The following is a 15,239-nucleotide window of genomic DNA, read 5'->3' on the forward strand; positions in this document are numbered from 1 at the left end:
GCCATGCCGGACGCCATGGCTCGCGAGGCGTCGTCGATTGAACCCGCGCGGCTGCGCCTTCGTCTGCGGGGCGCCGTGCAGGGCGTCGGGTTCCGTCCCTTCGCGCACAGCATTGCGCGACGTTATGGGCTGACCGGTTTCGTCCAGAACGACGCCGAGGGCGTTCTGCTGGAGATCGAAGGCGCGCATTGCGGAGAATTTCTGCGCGCCTTGCGCGACGAAAAGCCGCCACTCGCCGTGATCGAGTCGATCGACGTCGCGCGCATCGATCCGCGATGGGACCGGGGCTTCTCGATCCGCGACAGCGCCGGCGGTCGGACGACGACCCGGATCATTGCGGACGCGGCGACGTGCGACGCATGCCTCGCCGAGCTCTTCGACCCCGACAGCCGCTTCCATCTTTATCCCTTCGTCACCTGCACGCATTGCGGCCCGCGTTTCACGATCGCCTCCGCCCTGCCATACGACCGGCCGCAGACTTCCATGGCGCGTTTCGCCTTGTGCGACGACTGCGCGCGCGACTATCGCGATCCGGAGAGCCGGCGCTTCCACGCCGAGACCATCGCATGCGCCAAATGCGGTCCGCGTCTCTCGGAGGCGCCGGAGGCGATCGTCGCGGCGCTCGAAGGCGGCGCCATCGTCGCCCTGAAGGGGATCGGCGGCTTCCATCTGATGTGCGACGCGCGCAAGGAAGCGGCGGTCGCGGAACTGCGCCGCCGCAAGAAACGCGACGCCAAGCCTTTCGCGGTGATGGCCGCCAATCTTGCTTCCGTGTCGCTTTTCGCCGAGCCCAGCGCGTACGAAGGCGAATTGCTGCGGCGTCGCGCGCGTCCCATCGTCCTCTTGCCGTCGAAAGGCGCGCTCGCGCCGTCGGTCGCGCCAGACTTGAAGCGCATCGGCGTCATGCTGCCTTATGCGCCCCTGCATCACCTTATGTTTCACGCAGCCGCGGGCGCGCCTGCGGGCCAGGATTGGCGCGAGGCTCCGAACGATCTTGTCGTCGTCGCGACAAGCGCCAATCCCGGCGGCGAGCCGCTTGTCGTCGACGACGAGGAGGCCCGCAGCCGTCTGGCGCATGTCGCGGACGTCATCGTCGGACATGACCGCCCGATTGTGACGCGCGCCGACGATTCCGTCATGGCCGTCGTCGATGGCGCGCCCGCCTTTCTGCGTCGCGCCCGTGGCTTCACGCCGGAGCCGATCGATCTTGGAACCGACGGTCCCTCCGTTCTCGCCTTGGGCGCGCATCTCAAGACGACGGTGACGGTGACGCGCGGGCGCGAAGCCTTCGTCTCGCAGCACATCGGCGATCTCGACAACGCCGAGAGCGCGCGCTTCTTCGAGGAGACCCTGCGTCATCTCGTCTCGATTCTCGGCGTGAAGCCCGAAATCGCCGCATGCGACCGGCACCCCGATTTTTTCTCCACGCGCGTCGCGGAGGCGATGAATCTTCCGATTTTCAAGGCGCAGCATCACGCCGCCCATATTGCTGCGATCGCCGCGGAGCATGGCGTCGCCGGTCCCGTGCTTGGCGTCGCGCTCGACGGCTACGGCATGGGCGACGATCAGGGCGCCTGGGGCGGCGAGCTGATGATGGTCGACGGCGCGTCCTGGACGCGGCTTGGCCATCTCGCGCCGCTCGCCCTGATCGGCGGCGACCGCGCGGCGCGCGCGCCATGGCGCATGGGGCTTGCGGCGCTCGCCGCGATCGGGCGCCTCGACTTGGCGCCCGTTCTGTTGCCCGATGTCCCGCTCCTCGAAAAAATCGCGGCGAGATTGCGCGACCATGAGGTTCCTCGGACGACCAGCATGGGCCGGCTCTTCGACGCCGCCGCCGCGCTGGCGGGCGTCCGCTTCGAGCAGGCCTATGAGGGCCAGGCGGCCATGGAGCTTGAAGCGCTCGTCGAGGCGCCGCGCAGCTTTGAGGGGGCCTATCGGCTGGACGGCCAAGTTCTCAGTCTCGCGCCGACCCTTTCCTTCATTGCGAGCGAGCGCCCGAGCCCGCGAGAGGCGGCCGATTATTTTCACGGCGCGCTCATTGGCGGTTGCTCGGCTTGGATCGCCGCCGCCGCCCGCGCGCACGGCCGTGACCGCGTCGCGCTCGGCGGCGGCTGCATGATGAATCGCGTCCTTGCGGAAGGCCTTGGCGGCGCCTTGCGCGCGGGCGGGATTACGCCCTTATTCGCCCGCGCGGTTCCCTGCAACGACGGCGGGATCTCGCTCGGACAGGCCGTGCTGGCGAGAGCGGCTTTCGAACTCGGGCAGAAACAGAAAGCGAGCGCGGCATGTGTCTAGCGGTTCCGGTGCGCGTCATGGAATTGCTGCCCGACGAGATGGCGAAAGTCTCGCTCGACGGCGTTACCAAAACGGTTTCCGTCGCGCTGGTCGACGATGTCGTTGTCGGCGACTATGTCATCCTGCATGTCGGTTTCGCGCTGTCGAAGATCGATCCCATGGAGGCGGAACGGACATTGGCCCTGATCCGTGAGATTGCGGAGTCCGCCTCATGAGATATGTCGACGAATTTCGTGACGGCGCCCTGGCGCGGGGGCTCGCCGACGCGCTCGCAGGACTCGCGCGGCGGGACCGCGGCTATCGCTTCATGGAATTTTGCGGCGGACATACGCACGCCATCTCGCGTTACGGCCTTGAAGATCTGTTGCCGCCGAGCATCCGCATGATTCACGGCCCGGGCTGCCCAGTCTGCGTGCTGCCGATCGGCCGCATCGACGCGGCGATCGCGGCTGCGCATCTGCCGGGGGTGACGCTGTGCGCCTATGCCGATCTCATGCGCGTTCCAGCCTCCGGCGGCGCGAGCCTGATGAAGGCGAAGGCTGACGGCGCCGACATTCGCATGGTCTATTCGACGCTCGACGCCGTCCGCATCGCGGAAACCGAGCCGCATCGGGAAGTTGTGTTCTTTGCGATCGGCTTCGAGACGACCACCCCGCCGACCGCGCTCGCCATCAGACTCGCCATGCGGAAGAAGCTCGCTAACTTTTCCGTCTTCTGCAATCACGTGCTGACGCCTGCGGCGATGCGCGCCATTCTCGGCGACCGGGAGGGCGTCGAGATCGACGGCTTTGTCGGCCCCTCGCATGTGTCCGCGGTGATCGGCTTGCAGCCTTACCGTTTCGTCGCGGCGGAGTTTGGGAAGCCGCTCGTCGTCGCGGGCTTCGAACCGCTCGACGTGATGCAGGCGGTCGTCATGCTTGTCCGGCAATTGAACGAGGCGCGCTGCGACGTCGAGAACCAATATCGTCGCGCCGTCGGCTCTGGCGGCAACGTAAAAGCGCAAGACGAAACCGCTGACATTTTCGAGTTGCGCGAGAGCTTCGAATGGCGGGGGCTAGGCGCAATTCCAAAGAGCGCGCTGCGCCTGCGGGACGGCTACGCGCAATTCGACGCCGAACGCCGCTTCGGGATCGAGACCCCGGCCGCGAAAGACAATCCGGCTTGCGAATGCGGGGCCATCCTGCGCGGCGCCAAGCGCCCGCATGACTGCAAGCTGTTCGGGACCGTCTGCACGCCCGAGACGCCGATGGGCTCCTGCATGGTGTCGTCGGAAGGCGCCTGCGCCGCGCGATGGACCTATCGGCGCTTCGACGCGCACGCCGCCTAAACTTAGACAACGGCGGCACAAGGAAAATCCCATCGTGACGATCAAGGCTCATCGCCGCAAGCTCGATCTTTCCGGGCGCGTCGACCTTTCCCATGGCGCCGGGGGGCGCGCCATGGCGCAGCTCATCTCGGAAATTTTTCACAGCGCGCTGGACAATGACTGGTTGAGGCGAGGGAACGATCAGGCCGTTTTCGAGATCGGTGAGGGTCGCATGGCGATGACAACCGACGCCTTCGTCGTCTCGCCGCTTTTCTTTCCGGGCGGCGACATTGGCTCGCTCGCCGTTCACGGCACGATCAACGACGTCGCCATGTCGGGCGCGCGGCCGCTCTATCTATCTGCGAGCTTCATCATCGAGGAAGGCTTCCCCCTTGCCGATCTCGCGCGCATCGCCGAAAGCATGGGCGCGGCCGCGCGCAACGCCGGCGTTCCCGTGATCACGGGCGACACCAAGGTCGTGGAGCGCGGGAAGGCCGACGGGGTCTTTATCTCCGCCGCCGGCGTCGGCGTCGTCCCGGCAGGACTCGATCTCTCGGGCGACAAGGCGCGGCCGGGCGATCTCGTTCTGGTCTCAGGTTCGATCGGCGACCATGGCGTCGCCATCATGTCGAAACGTGAGAATCTCGAATTCGACTGCGAAATCCGCTCGGATTCCGCGGCGCTCCACGGGCTGGTGGCCGATATGGTCGCCGCGGCGGGACAATCCTTGCGGTTGATGCGCGACCCCACAAGGGGCGGCCTCGCCGCCACGCTCAACGAAATCGCACAGCAATCCGGTGTCGGTTTCCGGCTCGACGAGGCGGCGATCCCTGTTAAGCCTCAGGTGGCGGCCGCGTGCGAATTGCTCGGCCTCGATCCGCTCAATGTCGCCAACGAAGGAAAACTCGTGGCTGTCGTGGCGCCGGAAGCGGCGGGCGCGCTTCTCGACGCCATGCGCGCGCATTCGTTCGGCCGCGATGCGGCGGTCATCGGGGCCGCGGCGGCAGATGAGCGGCGTTTCGTGCAGTTGAAATCATCCTTTGGCGGCGCCCGTATCGTCGATTGGCTCGCCGGCGAGCAACTGCCGCGGATCTGTTAGGCAAAAAGGCCCCGCCTCGAGAGCGAGGCGGGGCAAGTCTGGGAGAGAGCGACCGCGCGGAGCGAGGAGAGCCCGCGCGAAGCCAGGCGCGCATAAGAATGCGCGGAGGGTAGGCCGGCGCCCGTAGAGGGACTTGGGGGGCGGGCGCCGGCCGGCGGCGCGCGCAGGGTCGGCGCGCGTCGCCAAGGCAGATTGCAAATTTCGTAACCGGCTTGATCGTCGATCAGTTCGCGGAGGCTGGCGCCTCAGTCACGAACTTTACCGCCCGCGTCATCGCAAGCCTTCGCCGAATCCAAATAGACCCAGCCCTGCGCCTTACAGGAGTTCATGCCTTTGCACGCGTTTTTAGGCGTATGGCAATCCGATTTGCCCTTGCAGCCATTCGCGCCCACGCATTGTACTTTTCCCGTGGTCGCCGCTTTTGCGGGCGGCGCGGTTCCGGCCAATACGATGGAGACGGCGGCGACCGCGAGCGCGGCTCCGTTCAACGCGTTCTTACGCATTCAATTTCCTCTCATGAGACTGTTGCGCCTTGCGTCAGAGCCCATTCCGCCGCCGCCAGCGGATGAGCCGCGGACGGGAAGAGACGGCGAAGGGCGTAAACAAGCGGCAGGCGATCGAACATGCGTCGCCAACGGTCTCCCCACGCATGGCTTGCGTGGCGGGGACCGAGCTTAGGGAGGTCAGGCGGCGCGCGGTGGGGCGCGGGATCGAAGATCGTCGGGCGCCTCGTCGGCGACCCGGCCGAGCCGCAACGCGAAGTTCAGGCGCGTCGCGATTTCGCGCCGAGCGAGAAAAGTTGCGATAGGCGGCGGCTCAAGCCCCGCCGAGACGCTGGAATCACAAATGTCGCAACAGACTGCCGCGAGACCGGCTTTGCCGGCCCGGTCCTGCGGGCCGCCGCAAATCGGGCCCGCAATCGGCAGCGGCTCCGAGATTCCCGCTCCATTGCTATGGCCGGCGTGCGCGGAAACCAAAAAGGCGGCGACAAGCGTCGTGAGCGCGTAAAGCGCCACGAAGCAGAGTCTCAGATTTCGGAAAAGGCCGCCACCCATGCCCTGAGGCTACGGCCATGATCGGGACGCTGTCAATCCTCCGCCCGGCATTTCGTCATCGCCGAGAAAAATGATCGACAGGGACATTCGGGATTTGGTTGCGCTAAACTGCGCGCCTGACCGACCAACAAGCCCCGCCAAACGCGTATGTCCATCGTTCCGATCCGCTATGTCGAACCCGTGTTCCGCCCGCCGAGCGAAGCGGACTCGCTCATCCTCCCCGTGACGGACGGTTGCTCCTGGAACCGCTGCGCATTCTGCGAGATGTACACCGCGCCCCAGAAGCGGTTCCGGCCTCGCGACGAAAAGGAAGTCCTTGAGAGCATTCGCCAATGCGGCGAGCGGTTCGGCGCGGGCGTGAAGCGCGTCTTCCTTGCTGACGGCGACGCCATGACTCTCTCGACGCGACGCTTGGCCGCCATATTGGAGGCGATCCGCCGGGACCTGCCGGGCGCGCGCCGCGTATCGAGCTATTGCCTGCCGCGCAATGTTCGCAAGAAATCCGTCGACGAGTTGCGCGAGCTGAAGGAGCTTGGCCTGTCGCTCGTCTATGTCGGCGCCGAATCCGGCGACGACGAGGCGCTCGCGCGCATCAGCAAGGGCGAGACGTTCGAGTCCTCGCGCACGGCCCTGGAGAAACTGCAGGAAGCGGGGATCAAGCGGTCGGTGATGATCCTCAACGGCCTTGGCGGCCAGGCGCTGTCGCGCCGGCATGCGCTGAATTCCGCCGCGTTGATGAACGCGGCGCAGCCCGAGTTCCTCGCGACGCTCGTGGTGAGCTTTCCAATGGGCGAAACGCGATTCCGCTCGAACTTTCCTGACTGGGAACCGCTCGATATTTTGAGCCTGATGCGGGAAATGGAGCTCATGATCTCGGCGCTGGAGTTGAAGCGCACGGTGTTTCGCAGCGATCACGCGTCGAACTGGCTCATTCTGAAGGGGACGCTCGGAGCGGACAAGCCCCGGCTGCTCGCCGAGCTGCGCGCCGCGATCGCCACGCCGGAGGCGGCGCCGCTGCGGCCGCCCTGGGCGCGGGGGCTGTAGCGCCCAAACGCCCCTCTCGCCGCTTCGATGCGGGCGAGCCGGCAGGGAACCTGACGCCAGGCCGGCGGGTTGACCCTCGATGTCGAGCGATATCGAGGCGCGCATGCGGGTTGAACCAGACGCAGATTTGCGGCGCGGGCGCCGCTGACCATGCTGCCCCGCCTCTCCGATATCGGCAGCGTGAGCGACCCCGACGCGTTTCTCTGGGCGGTCGGAATCGAGGACACTTTCATCACGGACCCACATCCGAGGACCGGTCGCCGGCTCGATGAATATGAGCTGACGGATCATTACGGGCGGTGGCGCGACGATATCGGCCTGATGGCGAAGCTCGGCGTCTCCTGCGCGCGGTACGGCGTTCCATGGCATCGGATACAACCGTCGCCGGATCAATGGCGGTGGGAATTCGTCGACGCGGCGCTCGATCGGATGCTGGGGCTCGGCGTCGATCCGATCGTCGATCTCGTGCATTACGGCCTGCCCCCTTGGATCGGACAAGCCTTCCTCAATCCTGACTACCCCCGTTACGTTGCTGAATACGCCTCGCGCCTCGCCTCGCGTTTTGAGGGCAGGGTGAGATGGTACACGCCGCTTAACGAGCCGCGCATCACGGCCTGGTATTGCGGACGCCTCGGCTGGTGGCCGCCGCATGAACGGAGTTGGCGCGGCTTCGTGGCGCTCATGATGGCGATCTGCCGCGGCGTCGTCGAGACGGTGAAGGCGCTGCAGCAGGTCGATCCGGAGATCGTTCCCTTCCATGTCGACGCCACCGACATATTCGAAACGAACGATCCCGCTTTGGCCGACGAGGCGTGGCGGCGGCAGGAAATCGTCTTTCTGGCGCTCGATCTGATCAGCGGACGCGTCGACGCGCGCCACCCGCTTTGGAGCTGGCTGTGTGCGCATGGCGCGTCCGAGAGGCAGCTCGAGAGCTTTCTGGATCGGCCGCTCAAATTGCCGGTCATCGGCATAAATCTCTACCCCATCTTCACCGACAAGCGCCTGTTGCGCGACGCGGCGGGGCGGCTGCGCGTGCGCATGCCCCATGCGTCGGGGACGCTGATCGAGAAGCTCGGCCATCTTTATTTTGAGCGTTACGGCGTCCCGCTGATGATTTCGGAAACGGCGGACAAGGGCCCCGCCGCGCGAAGGCTCGAATGGCTCAAAAGCTCTGTCGAAGCCGTCAGGACGCTACGTGCGCAGGGGGTCCCCCTTGTCGGTTACACATGGTGGCCCATGTTCGCATTGGTCGCCTGGGCCTACCGTCAGAGCGACAGGCCCCTGCACGACAATTTGTTGCAGATGGGCCTATGGGATCTCGACCCCGACACGCGCGGCCATCTCGCGCGGATCGAGACGCCGCTGGTCGAGGCCTATCGCGGGCTCGCTTCAAGCGGGGCCGAAGCCGTCGGGCGCCTGCAAGCGAAGAAGGCGCCCGTTCGCCGGGGCGCAACCTAGCGCCTCTTTTCTCCTCCAATTTGGCGGCCAAACGAATGCGGAGGGACAGGCATGTTTCGCAGCTTCTTTCTCGCCGGTTTCGAGGGATCGACAGGCTATAACCGGCATGGAGAGTGGTTCGACCAGGTTGTCGCGACCGGCCACGACAGAACCGTCGACGAGGATTACCGCGACATCGCGGCGGTCGGGCTTCACGCCGTTCGCGAAACGGTAAGATGGCCGCTCGTCGACGATGCGGGCCGTCACGATTTCTCGACCGTGAAGCCGTTCATCGAAGCGGCCAAGCGCCGGCGGATCGAGGCGATCTGGGACCTTTTTCATTACGGCTTTCCACGGGACGTGGATCTCTGGACGAAAGCCTTCCCGCGGCGTTTCGCGGATTATTGCCATGCGATCGCCCGCTTCATCGCCTCGCGCATGGAGGGTCCCCACTTCTTCACGCCCGTCAACGAACCCTCCTTCATGGCCTATGCCGCGGGCGAAAAAGGCTTATTCGCACCCTATGCGGCGGGTCGCGGCTGGGAGTTGAAGATCGCGCTGGCCCGCGCCGCGATTGCTGGAATCGACGCCATTCGCGCCGCCATCCCGAATGCGCGCTTCGTGAACGTCGATCCGTTGTGCTGCGTAGTCCCGCCTCCCGACAGGCCGGACCTCGCCGAAGAAGCGGACCACTTCAATGATCGGCTGGTCTTCCAGTCGTGGGATATGCTCTGCGGAAGGCTGCTGCCGGAACTCGGCGGAAGTCCCCGCCATCTCGATATCGTCGGGATCAATTACTACTGGACCAACCAGTGGGAGCTAAAAGGAACCGCCGGCGCCGACGGGACGTTCCGGCCGCTCGACGACGACGATCCGCGCCGGGCGCCGCTCGACGCGCTGGTTCGGAAAGTATGGCGACGCTATGGACGCGAGGTGATGATCACGGAGACCAGCCATGTCGGCGACAAGCGCGGTCCGTGGCTGCATGAGGTCGTGCGCGCCGCCGAGACGCTGCTGATCGAAGGCGCGCCGCTGCGCGGCGTCTGCCTCTATCCGATTCTCGGCATGCCGGAATGGCACGATCGCGAGGTCTGGACACGCATGGGCTTATGGGACCCGGTTTCTCACCTCGACCCTTGCGCGGGCCGTCGCGTCTGTGCGCCTATGCTCGACGCGCTTCGTTCGGCCGGGGCCGTACAGGCGCTTCATCGGCAGGCCTGTTCGGCGCGCCCGCTCTCCCCGCATCGCGCCATCCTGCCGCAGAAGCGGACAGCGAGGGGCGGCGCAGAAGAGAGCCCCCGGCGACGCCACGCGCACTGACGCCGCGCTCGGCGGGACGCGATGAGTTCAAGCGCTTAGGGGCGCGCGGAAGCTTCTCTACGCCGGCGCGAGAAGCAGGCTCGTCTCGCTGCGCGCGACGCCCTCGATGGATCGGACGCTCGACAGGACGCGATCGAACTCGGGGAGGCTGGCGACCTCGATCTCCGCGATGAGATCGAAGGCGCCGTTGGTGCTGTGAAGCGCGTGGATCTGCGGCAGGCCGCGCAGCGCCTGCACGACCTTGCGCGTGCTCTTGCCGGCGACCTCGATCATCATGATCGCGCGAATGCGGTCGCTCTGCGCGCGGTCCTTCAACCGCACCGTGAAACCAAGGATGACGTCGGAGTCCATCAGGCGGTCGAGCCTGTTCTGGACCGTTCCGCGCGAGACGCCGAGCTTTTTGGCGAGCTCCGACAGCGACGCCCTCCCGTCGACCCGTAGCGCCGCGATGAGTCGGTGATCGAGGTCATCCATGTCGTCTTTGCCTGTTCAGTCAAAATATATGGCTAAATATGCAATCTCCTATGATTTTTTGCACATTTTTGCGATTTTCATCAGCAGCGCCCGGTCCTAGCTTGAAGCGAGACGATGAGAAGGATGCGGGAAATGGTCGCCTTTCTGAGCGCGCGGGACATTGCGCGACTCGTTCACCGGGTCGGCGCCCGGCAATTCTGGTTTCGCCTCGTCGATTATCTGCGCGAGGATTTCGCCCGGTGGCGCGCTTTCGAGAAGTCGCCGCGTTTTGCGAGTCATTCGCCAGGCGGCGTCATCGAGCTGATGCCGACGAGCGACGGCGAGACCTTCGCCTTCAAATATGTGAACGGCCACCCCGGCAACACGGTTCTGTGCCTGCAGACCGTCGTGGCCTTCGGCGCGCTGGCCGACGTCCGGACGGGCTATCCCGTCTTTCTCTCTGAGATGACCCTCGCGACGGCCCTGCGCACGGCGGCAACCTCGGTTCTCGCCGCCCGCCGTCTCGCCCGGCCGGAAAGCCGCACGATGGCGCTTGTCGGGCTCGGGGCGCAATCGGAGTTTCAGGCCAGCGCCTTTCACGCCGTTCTGGGCGTCGACCGGCTGCGCGTCTTCGACGTGGACCCGGAGGCGACGGACAAGTTCGAGCGTAACATGGCGCCCTTCGGGCTGGAGATCGCGCGGTGCGCCGACGCTCGCGCCGCCGTCTCGGGCGCCGACATCGTCACGACGGTCACCGCCGACAAGAAGCGCGCGACCATCCTCGCGGAGGACATGATCGCGCCCGGGACCCACATCAACGCGGTGGGCGGCGACTGCCCCGGAAAAACGGAACTCGCGCGGGCCCTTCTGCTGCGTTCGGATATTTTCGTGGAGTATGCGCCGCAGACGCGCATCGAAGGCGAGATTCAGCAGCTCGACCCGGAACACCCAGTCACCGAGCTGCACGAGTTGCTGACGGGCGCGCATCCCGGCCGCATCTCGCCCGAGGCCATCACCATCTTCGACAGCGTCGGCTTCGCCATGGAGGACTTCTCGGTTCTGCGTCTCCTGCGCGACCTCGCGCGCGAGACCGGCGTCGGAACCGGGATCGAACTGATCGCCGCGCCCGCCAATCCGAAGGATCTCTTCGCCTTGTTGCAGACGCAAGCCGAAACGCGCCCGCCGCAAACGCGCGAAGACGTCATTTTCTCCGGCTGATGAGGAAGCAAGCCTCGATGACTCTCGACCTCAATCCTGCGCCCATGGACGTCGCCGACCGTTCCGCGGCCGGCGCTGCGAACGAAGCCGCTGGCGCTGCGCGGCTTCTGATGTGCGCGCCTGACCATTTCGGGGTGGATTACGTCATCAATCCCTGGATGGAGAATCAGATTGGCCGCGCGCATGTGACGCGCGCGCGCGCGCAATGGGAGAATCTGCGCGATCGGCTCGCACAGGCGATCCCGCTCGACTTCATCGCCCCCGCCGCCGGCCTGCCCGACATGGTCTTCACCGCGAACGCCGGATTCGCCCTTGGCGACAGAGCTGTCGTCACGCGCTTCCACGCGCGCGAGCGCCGCCCGGAAGAAGCCTTCTTCCGCGACTGGTTCGAACGCGCGGGCTTTTCTCCTGCGTCTTGGCCGGAAGACGTCGCTTTCGAAGGCGCCGGCGACGCATTGCTCGATCGCGCGAGGGACCTCATCTGGTGCGGGCACGGCTGGCGTTCCAGCGAGAAGGCGCCGAAACTTCTGGAGCGCATCTTCGACAGGCGCGCGATCGGGCTGAGGCTCGTCGATCCGCGCTTCTATCACCTCGACACATGCCTCTGCCCGCTGCCGGGCGGGGGGCTGATGTATTACCCCAGGGCGTTCGACGAGACCTCGCAAGCGCTTATCGCCGCACTGGCGCCGGCGGAGAAACGAATCGAGGTGAGCGAAGAGGACGCCGCGTCCTTCGCCTGCAACGCGGTCGCCGTGGGCCGCCGCGTCTTCATGAACCATGCGTCGGCCAGCCTGCAGGCGCGGCTGCGCGCCGTCGGGTTCTTTCCTGTGCTTACGCCGCTTTCGGAATTCCTGAAGGCCGGCGGCGCGGCGAAATGCCTGACGCTGGAGGTGGCGGCGCCGCGCGCCGCCTAAATCAGATGCGGGGCGCGCCAGCCGCGCGCCCCGCAAGCGAGATGATCGCTAAACCGGCAATCGCCGCCTATTTTTCAGTCCCATGCTTTTCCATCATGTCGACCAGCGCCGTCGGTATATGCATCACCCGGCGAATGACGGCGATCGGAAACGAAAATGCGACGGCCAGAACGCCAACGCCGTTCGAGGAAATTCCACTGCGCATTCGAGAGGCTCCTTCAGCCGATAATGGACGATTGGGCGAGATGGTTTTGCAAGCGACATGCCGCGACAGAATATTGGCCCAACTTTCCAAACAACCGATAAAGCCACTGTTTCCGGCTCCTTACCGCGGAAATGTTTCAGACATTTTCGGAAAAAGTCCGGTCAAAAGAAATCCCGAAAGGACGCGTCAATATCGCACGCCATGCGCAAACTCGTCATGAGTCGGCGGCTGGCGAGGAGGCGTTGCTTGACTACCGAGTCACGTGTCGAAGAAGCGAACAGGGCGATGGCCGAGATCGCCAACGATGTGACGGCGACGCATCATGATCGGCGCGAGCGGCTTCAGGCGGTCTGGGTCCCCGTGGTGCACGCGCTTGTCGACAACATGCTGGCGACGTCAAGCCGCGCCACCCCGCTCGACCGGCTCGTCTCCAACCCGGATTTCGTCGGGGTAACCTGCGACTCCCGCCGACGGGTCTTTCTCGACAAGGCGATTTCGGAGTGCGGACTCGTTTATCGGAAATTCGTGATCGCCGACGAGCCGCGCGCTCCCGAATGAGACGCGCCGCCAAAATGGCGAAAATCGCGTGGTCCGCCTAAGGCCGCGCAAAAAGCGCCTGTTGAGGTCGGCGCAAAGAACGGCGGTCGTAACCGCCGCTCGATTCTCGACGGCGAACGAAAGTCCCGGTCCGGGAGGCCGGGATTTTTGCTATGATGCGTCCCCTTGGGAGACGAACATGTTTACGAAAATTTCCTTATGCGCTTTTCCGTCCGTGGTCGTCCTGATCGCCGTCGCATCGTCCGCCTTCTGCGAAGTGCGTTTCGACAAGAACGTCATTATCGGCGGCCGCGACTTTTCCCGCCAGACCTTCGACCGCGAGCGCCGCGCCGAAGCGCATCTCTACGATAGCCAGCCGAAAAATGCCGAACGTCATTGGCGGATGGAGGCGAGCGGCGGACGCGTCAAGGTCTGCCGCTTGCAGAATCTGCATTGAGCGGCGCCATGGGGAATGGCGCGGATCGACGCCCGGCGCCCAAGGCGCAGCCGGCGTTGCGGCCGGCCGCGCGCGCAAGGCGCAGGCCCCGCTTCGTCGAACCGGCGACGGAATTATTTGCCTTTACTTCCCTGAAAGGTTGGGATCGCATGTCTTGGACCACGCAACTCGCCAGACTTTCCGCGCAACGGCCGGCCGGCTGGAGATGGTTCCTCGCGCTGACGATTTTCGCCGCTTGTCTGGGCGGGCGTTTTCTGCTCGCGCCTTGGCTCGCCCAGATGAAATTTCTGACTTTTTATCCGGGTATTGCAACGGCGACCCTCATTTGCGGTTGGGCGCAAGGCCTGCTCGTTCTCCTGCTTTCGACGATCGCCGCCTGGTATTTCTTTTTTGAACCGATCAATTCGCTTGATATCAAGGAGCCGAACACGATTGTGAGCCTCGTCGGCTTCGTCCTCGCCTCGGGCTTTATCCTTGTGATCGTAGCGGCGTTGCGCGCGCTGGTGGAGCGCCTCGAAAAAGCGAACCGCGCTCAGGAGGAGCTTTTTCGCGAGCTTCAGCACCGCGTCGCCAATAATCTGCAGCTTGCGGTCGTCATGCTGCGCAATGCGCGAAGAGGCGTCTCGGACGCGCCGAGCGTCGAAGCCATCGCCCAAGCCGAGGACAGAATCGAGGCCATGTCGCGCCTTCACCGGCGCCTGCATGACGGAACGGCATTCGCGGATGGGCTTCAGGTCGTCATTGAAGACGTCCTTCGGGAAAACTTTCGTGAGCTTCCGGTCGACGCCACGGTTGACGTCGAGGCGGGCGCCGAGCTCTCCCTCGATCGGATCACCGCGCTTGTGCTGCTCGTCAACGAGGCCGCCACCAACGCGGCGAAGCATGTGTTCGGGAAGGGGCTTGGCGCGCGCTTCGAAGTGACGCTGGCTGCGAAGGAGCCCGGCCGCCTTCTCCTGATGATCCGCGACGACGGTCCTGGCATCGAGGCGAGCGCCGCCGAAAGAAGCGGAGCGACTCTCGGCATGGACATCATGCGCGCCTTTGCGGCGCAGCTCGGCGGAACCCTGCAAGTGGCGGACGCGCCTGGGGCGACGTTGAGCGTCGAGTTCGCGCCCGCGTGACGGCAAGGCGCGCACGCCTGCGCTTGATCTCTCGCCTTTCCCGATCCAGTTCACGCCTGTCTCGAACCTAGAGAGGCCGTCATGCGCAAGCTGTTCCTGATCTCTCTTTTCTCAGCTCTCTTCCTTCAGCCCGCTATGGCGCAGGGCACCGCAAAGCAAAGGGCCGCTTGCGAAAAGGACTCGCATCGCCTTTGCGCTTCGGAAGAGCCAGACGCCATCGCCGTTGAAAAATGCCTCAAGGCGAACGTGAAGGCGCTTTCGTCCGCCTGTCGACGCCAATTCGGGGGTAAGCGGCGATAGCGTCTCCGCGTCTTCTCCGGGAACAAGCGATCTTTCGGGCCGTTACGGCTTACCCGCTCGCCGATGCGCGGATCCGCGCGGGCGCGAGGCCGGGGGCTGAACAGGAGGAGACGATGCGCGCCTACATTCTTGCGTCCTGCGTAACGGCTTTGTTTGCGTTCCCGGCGGCGATGGCGGCGCCGAGCGACCCGGCGCCCGAAGCGCAGATCCATCAGATCAACCATCGCGACAATTATCGGGGCCGCTGGGGCTATGGGCCGGACTGCCGCGAATTGCGGCGCGCCTGCCTCAATAAGGAAGAACTCGGCGAAGAGGGGCGCGGCAATTGCCGCCGCTATCGCGAAATATGCCGATAGATCGCCGCATTGAGACGGAATCGCCCGAACGCGGCCAATGCGAGGGATTTTAAGGTTCAGAGCGCGCTTCAGGTGAAAACCGGCGCCCGTTCTTCGCAACGCGCTCTCTGCGAAATCCCGCG

The 15,239-nt window shown here is 65.1% G+C and carries 16 protein-coding genes; 13 read left to right on the forward strand and 3 right to left on the reverse strand.

Annotation, left to right across the window (positions count from 1 at the left end; all coding sequences use genetic code 11):
* Positions 1-3: 3 nt before the first annotated feature.
* From hypF to hypE, 4 genes are read left to right on the forward strand one after another with little or no spacing between them, the layout of a single operon-like run.
* A complete protein-coding gene (gene hypF / locus ACNHKD_RS03390; protein WP_442755714.1) occupies positions 4-2,295 on the forward strand; it encodes a carbamoyltransferase HypF in 2,292 nt (763 codons plus the stop codon).
* Positions 2,286-2,510, forward strand: a complete 225-nt coding sequence (locus tag ACNHKD_RS03395) for a HypC/HybG/HupF family hydrogenase formation chaperone (RefSeq protein ID WP_442755715.1) — start codon at positions 2,286-2,288, stop codon at positions 2,508-2,510. Before hypF ends, ACNHKD_RS03395 begins: the two co-directional genes overlap by 10 nt.
* Positions 2,507-3,622 (forward strand): hydrogenase formation protein HypD, encoded by a 1,116-nt coding sequence (gene hypD, locus ACNHKD_RS03400; protein WP_442755716.1) that lies wholly within the window; start codon positions 2,507-2,509, stop codon positions 3,620-3,622. Before ACNHKD_RS03395 ends, hypD begins: the two co-directional genes overlap by 4 nt.
* Positions 3,623-3,662: 40 nt before the next feature.
* On the forward strand, positions 3,663-4,700 hold the full coding sequence (gene hypE / locus ACNHKD_RS03405; RefSeq protein WP_442756830.1) for a hydrogenase expression/formation protein HypE: 1,038 nt from the start codon (positions 3,663-3,665) through the stop codon (positions 4,698-4,700).
* A gap of 245 nt (positions 4,701-4,945) precedes the next feature.
* Here hypE and bufA2 read toward each other — a convergent pair whose 3' ends face one another.
* Positions 4,946-5,203, reverse strand: coding sequence for a BufA2 family periplasmic bufferin-type metallophore (gene bufA2 / locus ACNHKD_RS03410; RefSeq protein WP_442755717.1), 258 nt, complete (start codon positions 5,201-5,203; stop codon positions 4,946-4,948).
* Between the two features lie 699 nt (positions 5,204-5,902).
* Between bufA2 and ACNHKD_RS03415 the strand changes: the two genes are divergently transcribed.
* From ACNHKD_RS03415 to ACNHKD_RS03425, 3 genes are all read left to right on the forward strand, one after another.
* On the forward strand, positions 5,903-6,799 hold the full coding sequence (locus ACNHKD_RS03415) for a radical SAM protein (protein ID WP_442755718.1): 897 nt from the start codon (positions 5,903-5,905) through the stop codon (positions 6,797-6,799).
* 150 nt (positions 6,800-6,949) lie between these two features.
* The gene (locus ACNHKD_RS03420) at positions 6,950-8,257 is read left to right on the forward strand and encodes a family 1 glycosylhydrolase (RefSeq protein WP_442755719.1); all 1,308 of its coding nucleotides are present in this window, start codon (positions 6,950-6,952) and stop codon (positions 8,255-8,257) included.
* 51 nt (positions 8,258-8,308) lie between these two features.
* Positions 8,309-9,556 carry a glycoside hydrolase gene (locus tag ACNHKD_RS03425; protein ID WP_442755720.1) on the forward strand — a complete coding sequence of 416 codons (1,248 nt, stop codon included), beginning with the start codon at positions 8,309-8,311 and terminating at the stop codon, positions 9,554-9,556.
* A 57-nt stretch (positions 9,557-9,613) separates the two neighbouring features.
* Here ACNHKD_RS03425 and ACNHKD_RS03430 read toward each other — a convergent pair whose 3' ends face one another.
* Entirely contained in the window at positions 9,614-10,030 is a 417-nt protein-coding gene (locus tag ACNHKD_RS03430; protein WP_442755721.1) for an Lrp/AsnC family transcriptional regulator, read from the reverse strand.
* 132 nt (positions 10,031-10,162) lie between these two features.
* On the opposite strand from ACNHKD_RS03430, the gene ACNHKD_RS03435 reads away from it, so the two are divergent.
* Together ACNHKD_RS03435 and ACNHKD_RS03440 are read left to right on the forward strand one after the other, a co-directional pair.
* The gene (locus ACNHKD_RS03435) at positions 10,163-11,227 is read left to right on the forward strand and encodes an ornithine cyclodeaminase (RefSeq protein WP_442755722.1); all 1,065 of its coding nucleotides are present in this window, start codon (positions 10,163-10,165) and stop codon (positions 11,225-11,227) included.
* Positions 11,228-11,244: 17 nt separating this feature from the next.
* Positions 11,245-12,141 (forward strand): dimethylarginine dimethylaminohydrolase family protein, encoded by an 897-nt coding sequence (locus tag ACNHKD_RS03440; protein WP_442755723.1) that lies wholly within the window; start codon positions 11,245-11,247, stop codon positions 12,139-12,141.
* Positions 12,142-12,208: 67 nt separating this feature from the next.
* On the opposite strand, the gene ACNHKD_RS03445 is transcribed toward ACNHKD_RS03440, so the two are convergent.
* The gene (locus ACNHKD_RS03445) at positions 12,209-12,346 is read right to left on the reverse strand and encodes a hypothetical protein (RefSeq protein ID WP_442755724.1); all 138 of its coding nucleotides are present in this window, start codon (positions 12,344-12,346) and stop codon (positions 12,209-12,211) included.
* A 246-nt stretch (positions 12,347-12,592) separates the two neighbouring features.
* Between ACNHKD_RS03445 and ACNHKD_RS03450 the strand changes: the two genes are divergently transcribed.
* The 4 genes from ACNHKD_RS03450 (at position 12,593) to ACNHKD_RS03465 (ending at position 15,117) form a co-directional block, all read left to right on the forward strand.
* Complete coding sequence (locus ACNHKD_RS03450; protein ID WP_442755725.1) at positions 12,593-12,904, forward strand: hypothetical protein; 312 nt, start codon at positions 12,593-12,595, stop codon at positions 12,902-12,904.
* A gap of 178 nt (positions 12,905-13,082) precedes the next feature.
* Positions 13,083-13,340, forward strand: a complete 258-nt coding sequence (locus ACNHKD_RS03455) for a hypothetical protein (protein ID WP_442755726.1) — start codon at positions 13,083-13,085, stop codon at positions 13,338-13,340.
* Between the two features lie 149 nt (positions 13,341-13,489).
* Positions 13,490-14,461 carry a sensor histidine kinase gene (locus ACNHKD_RS03460; RefSeq protein ID WP_442755727.1) on the forward strand — a complete coding sequence of 324 codons (972 nt, stop codon included), beginning with the start codon at positions 13,490-13,492 and terminating at the stop codon, positions 14,459-14,461.
* 413 nt (positions 14,462-14,874) lie between these two features.
* A complete protein-coding gene (locus ACNHKD_RS03465) occupies positions 14,875-15,117 on the forward strand; it encodes a hypothetical protein (RefSeq protein ID WP_442755728.1) in 243 nt (80 codons plus the stop codon).
* Positions 15,118-15,239 lie beyond the last annotated feature (122 nt).

Origin of the sequence: Methylocystis sp. JAN1, from assembly GCF_052186135.1 — a bacterium.
In the GTDB taxonomy this organism is placed as follows: Bacteria; Pseudomonadota; Alphaproteobacteria; order Rhizobiales; family Beijerinckiaceae; genus Methylocystis.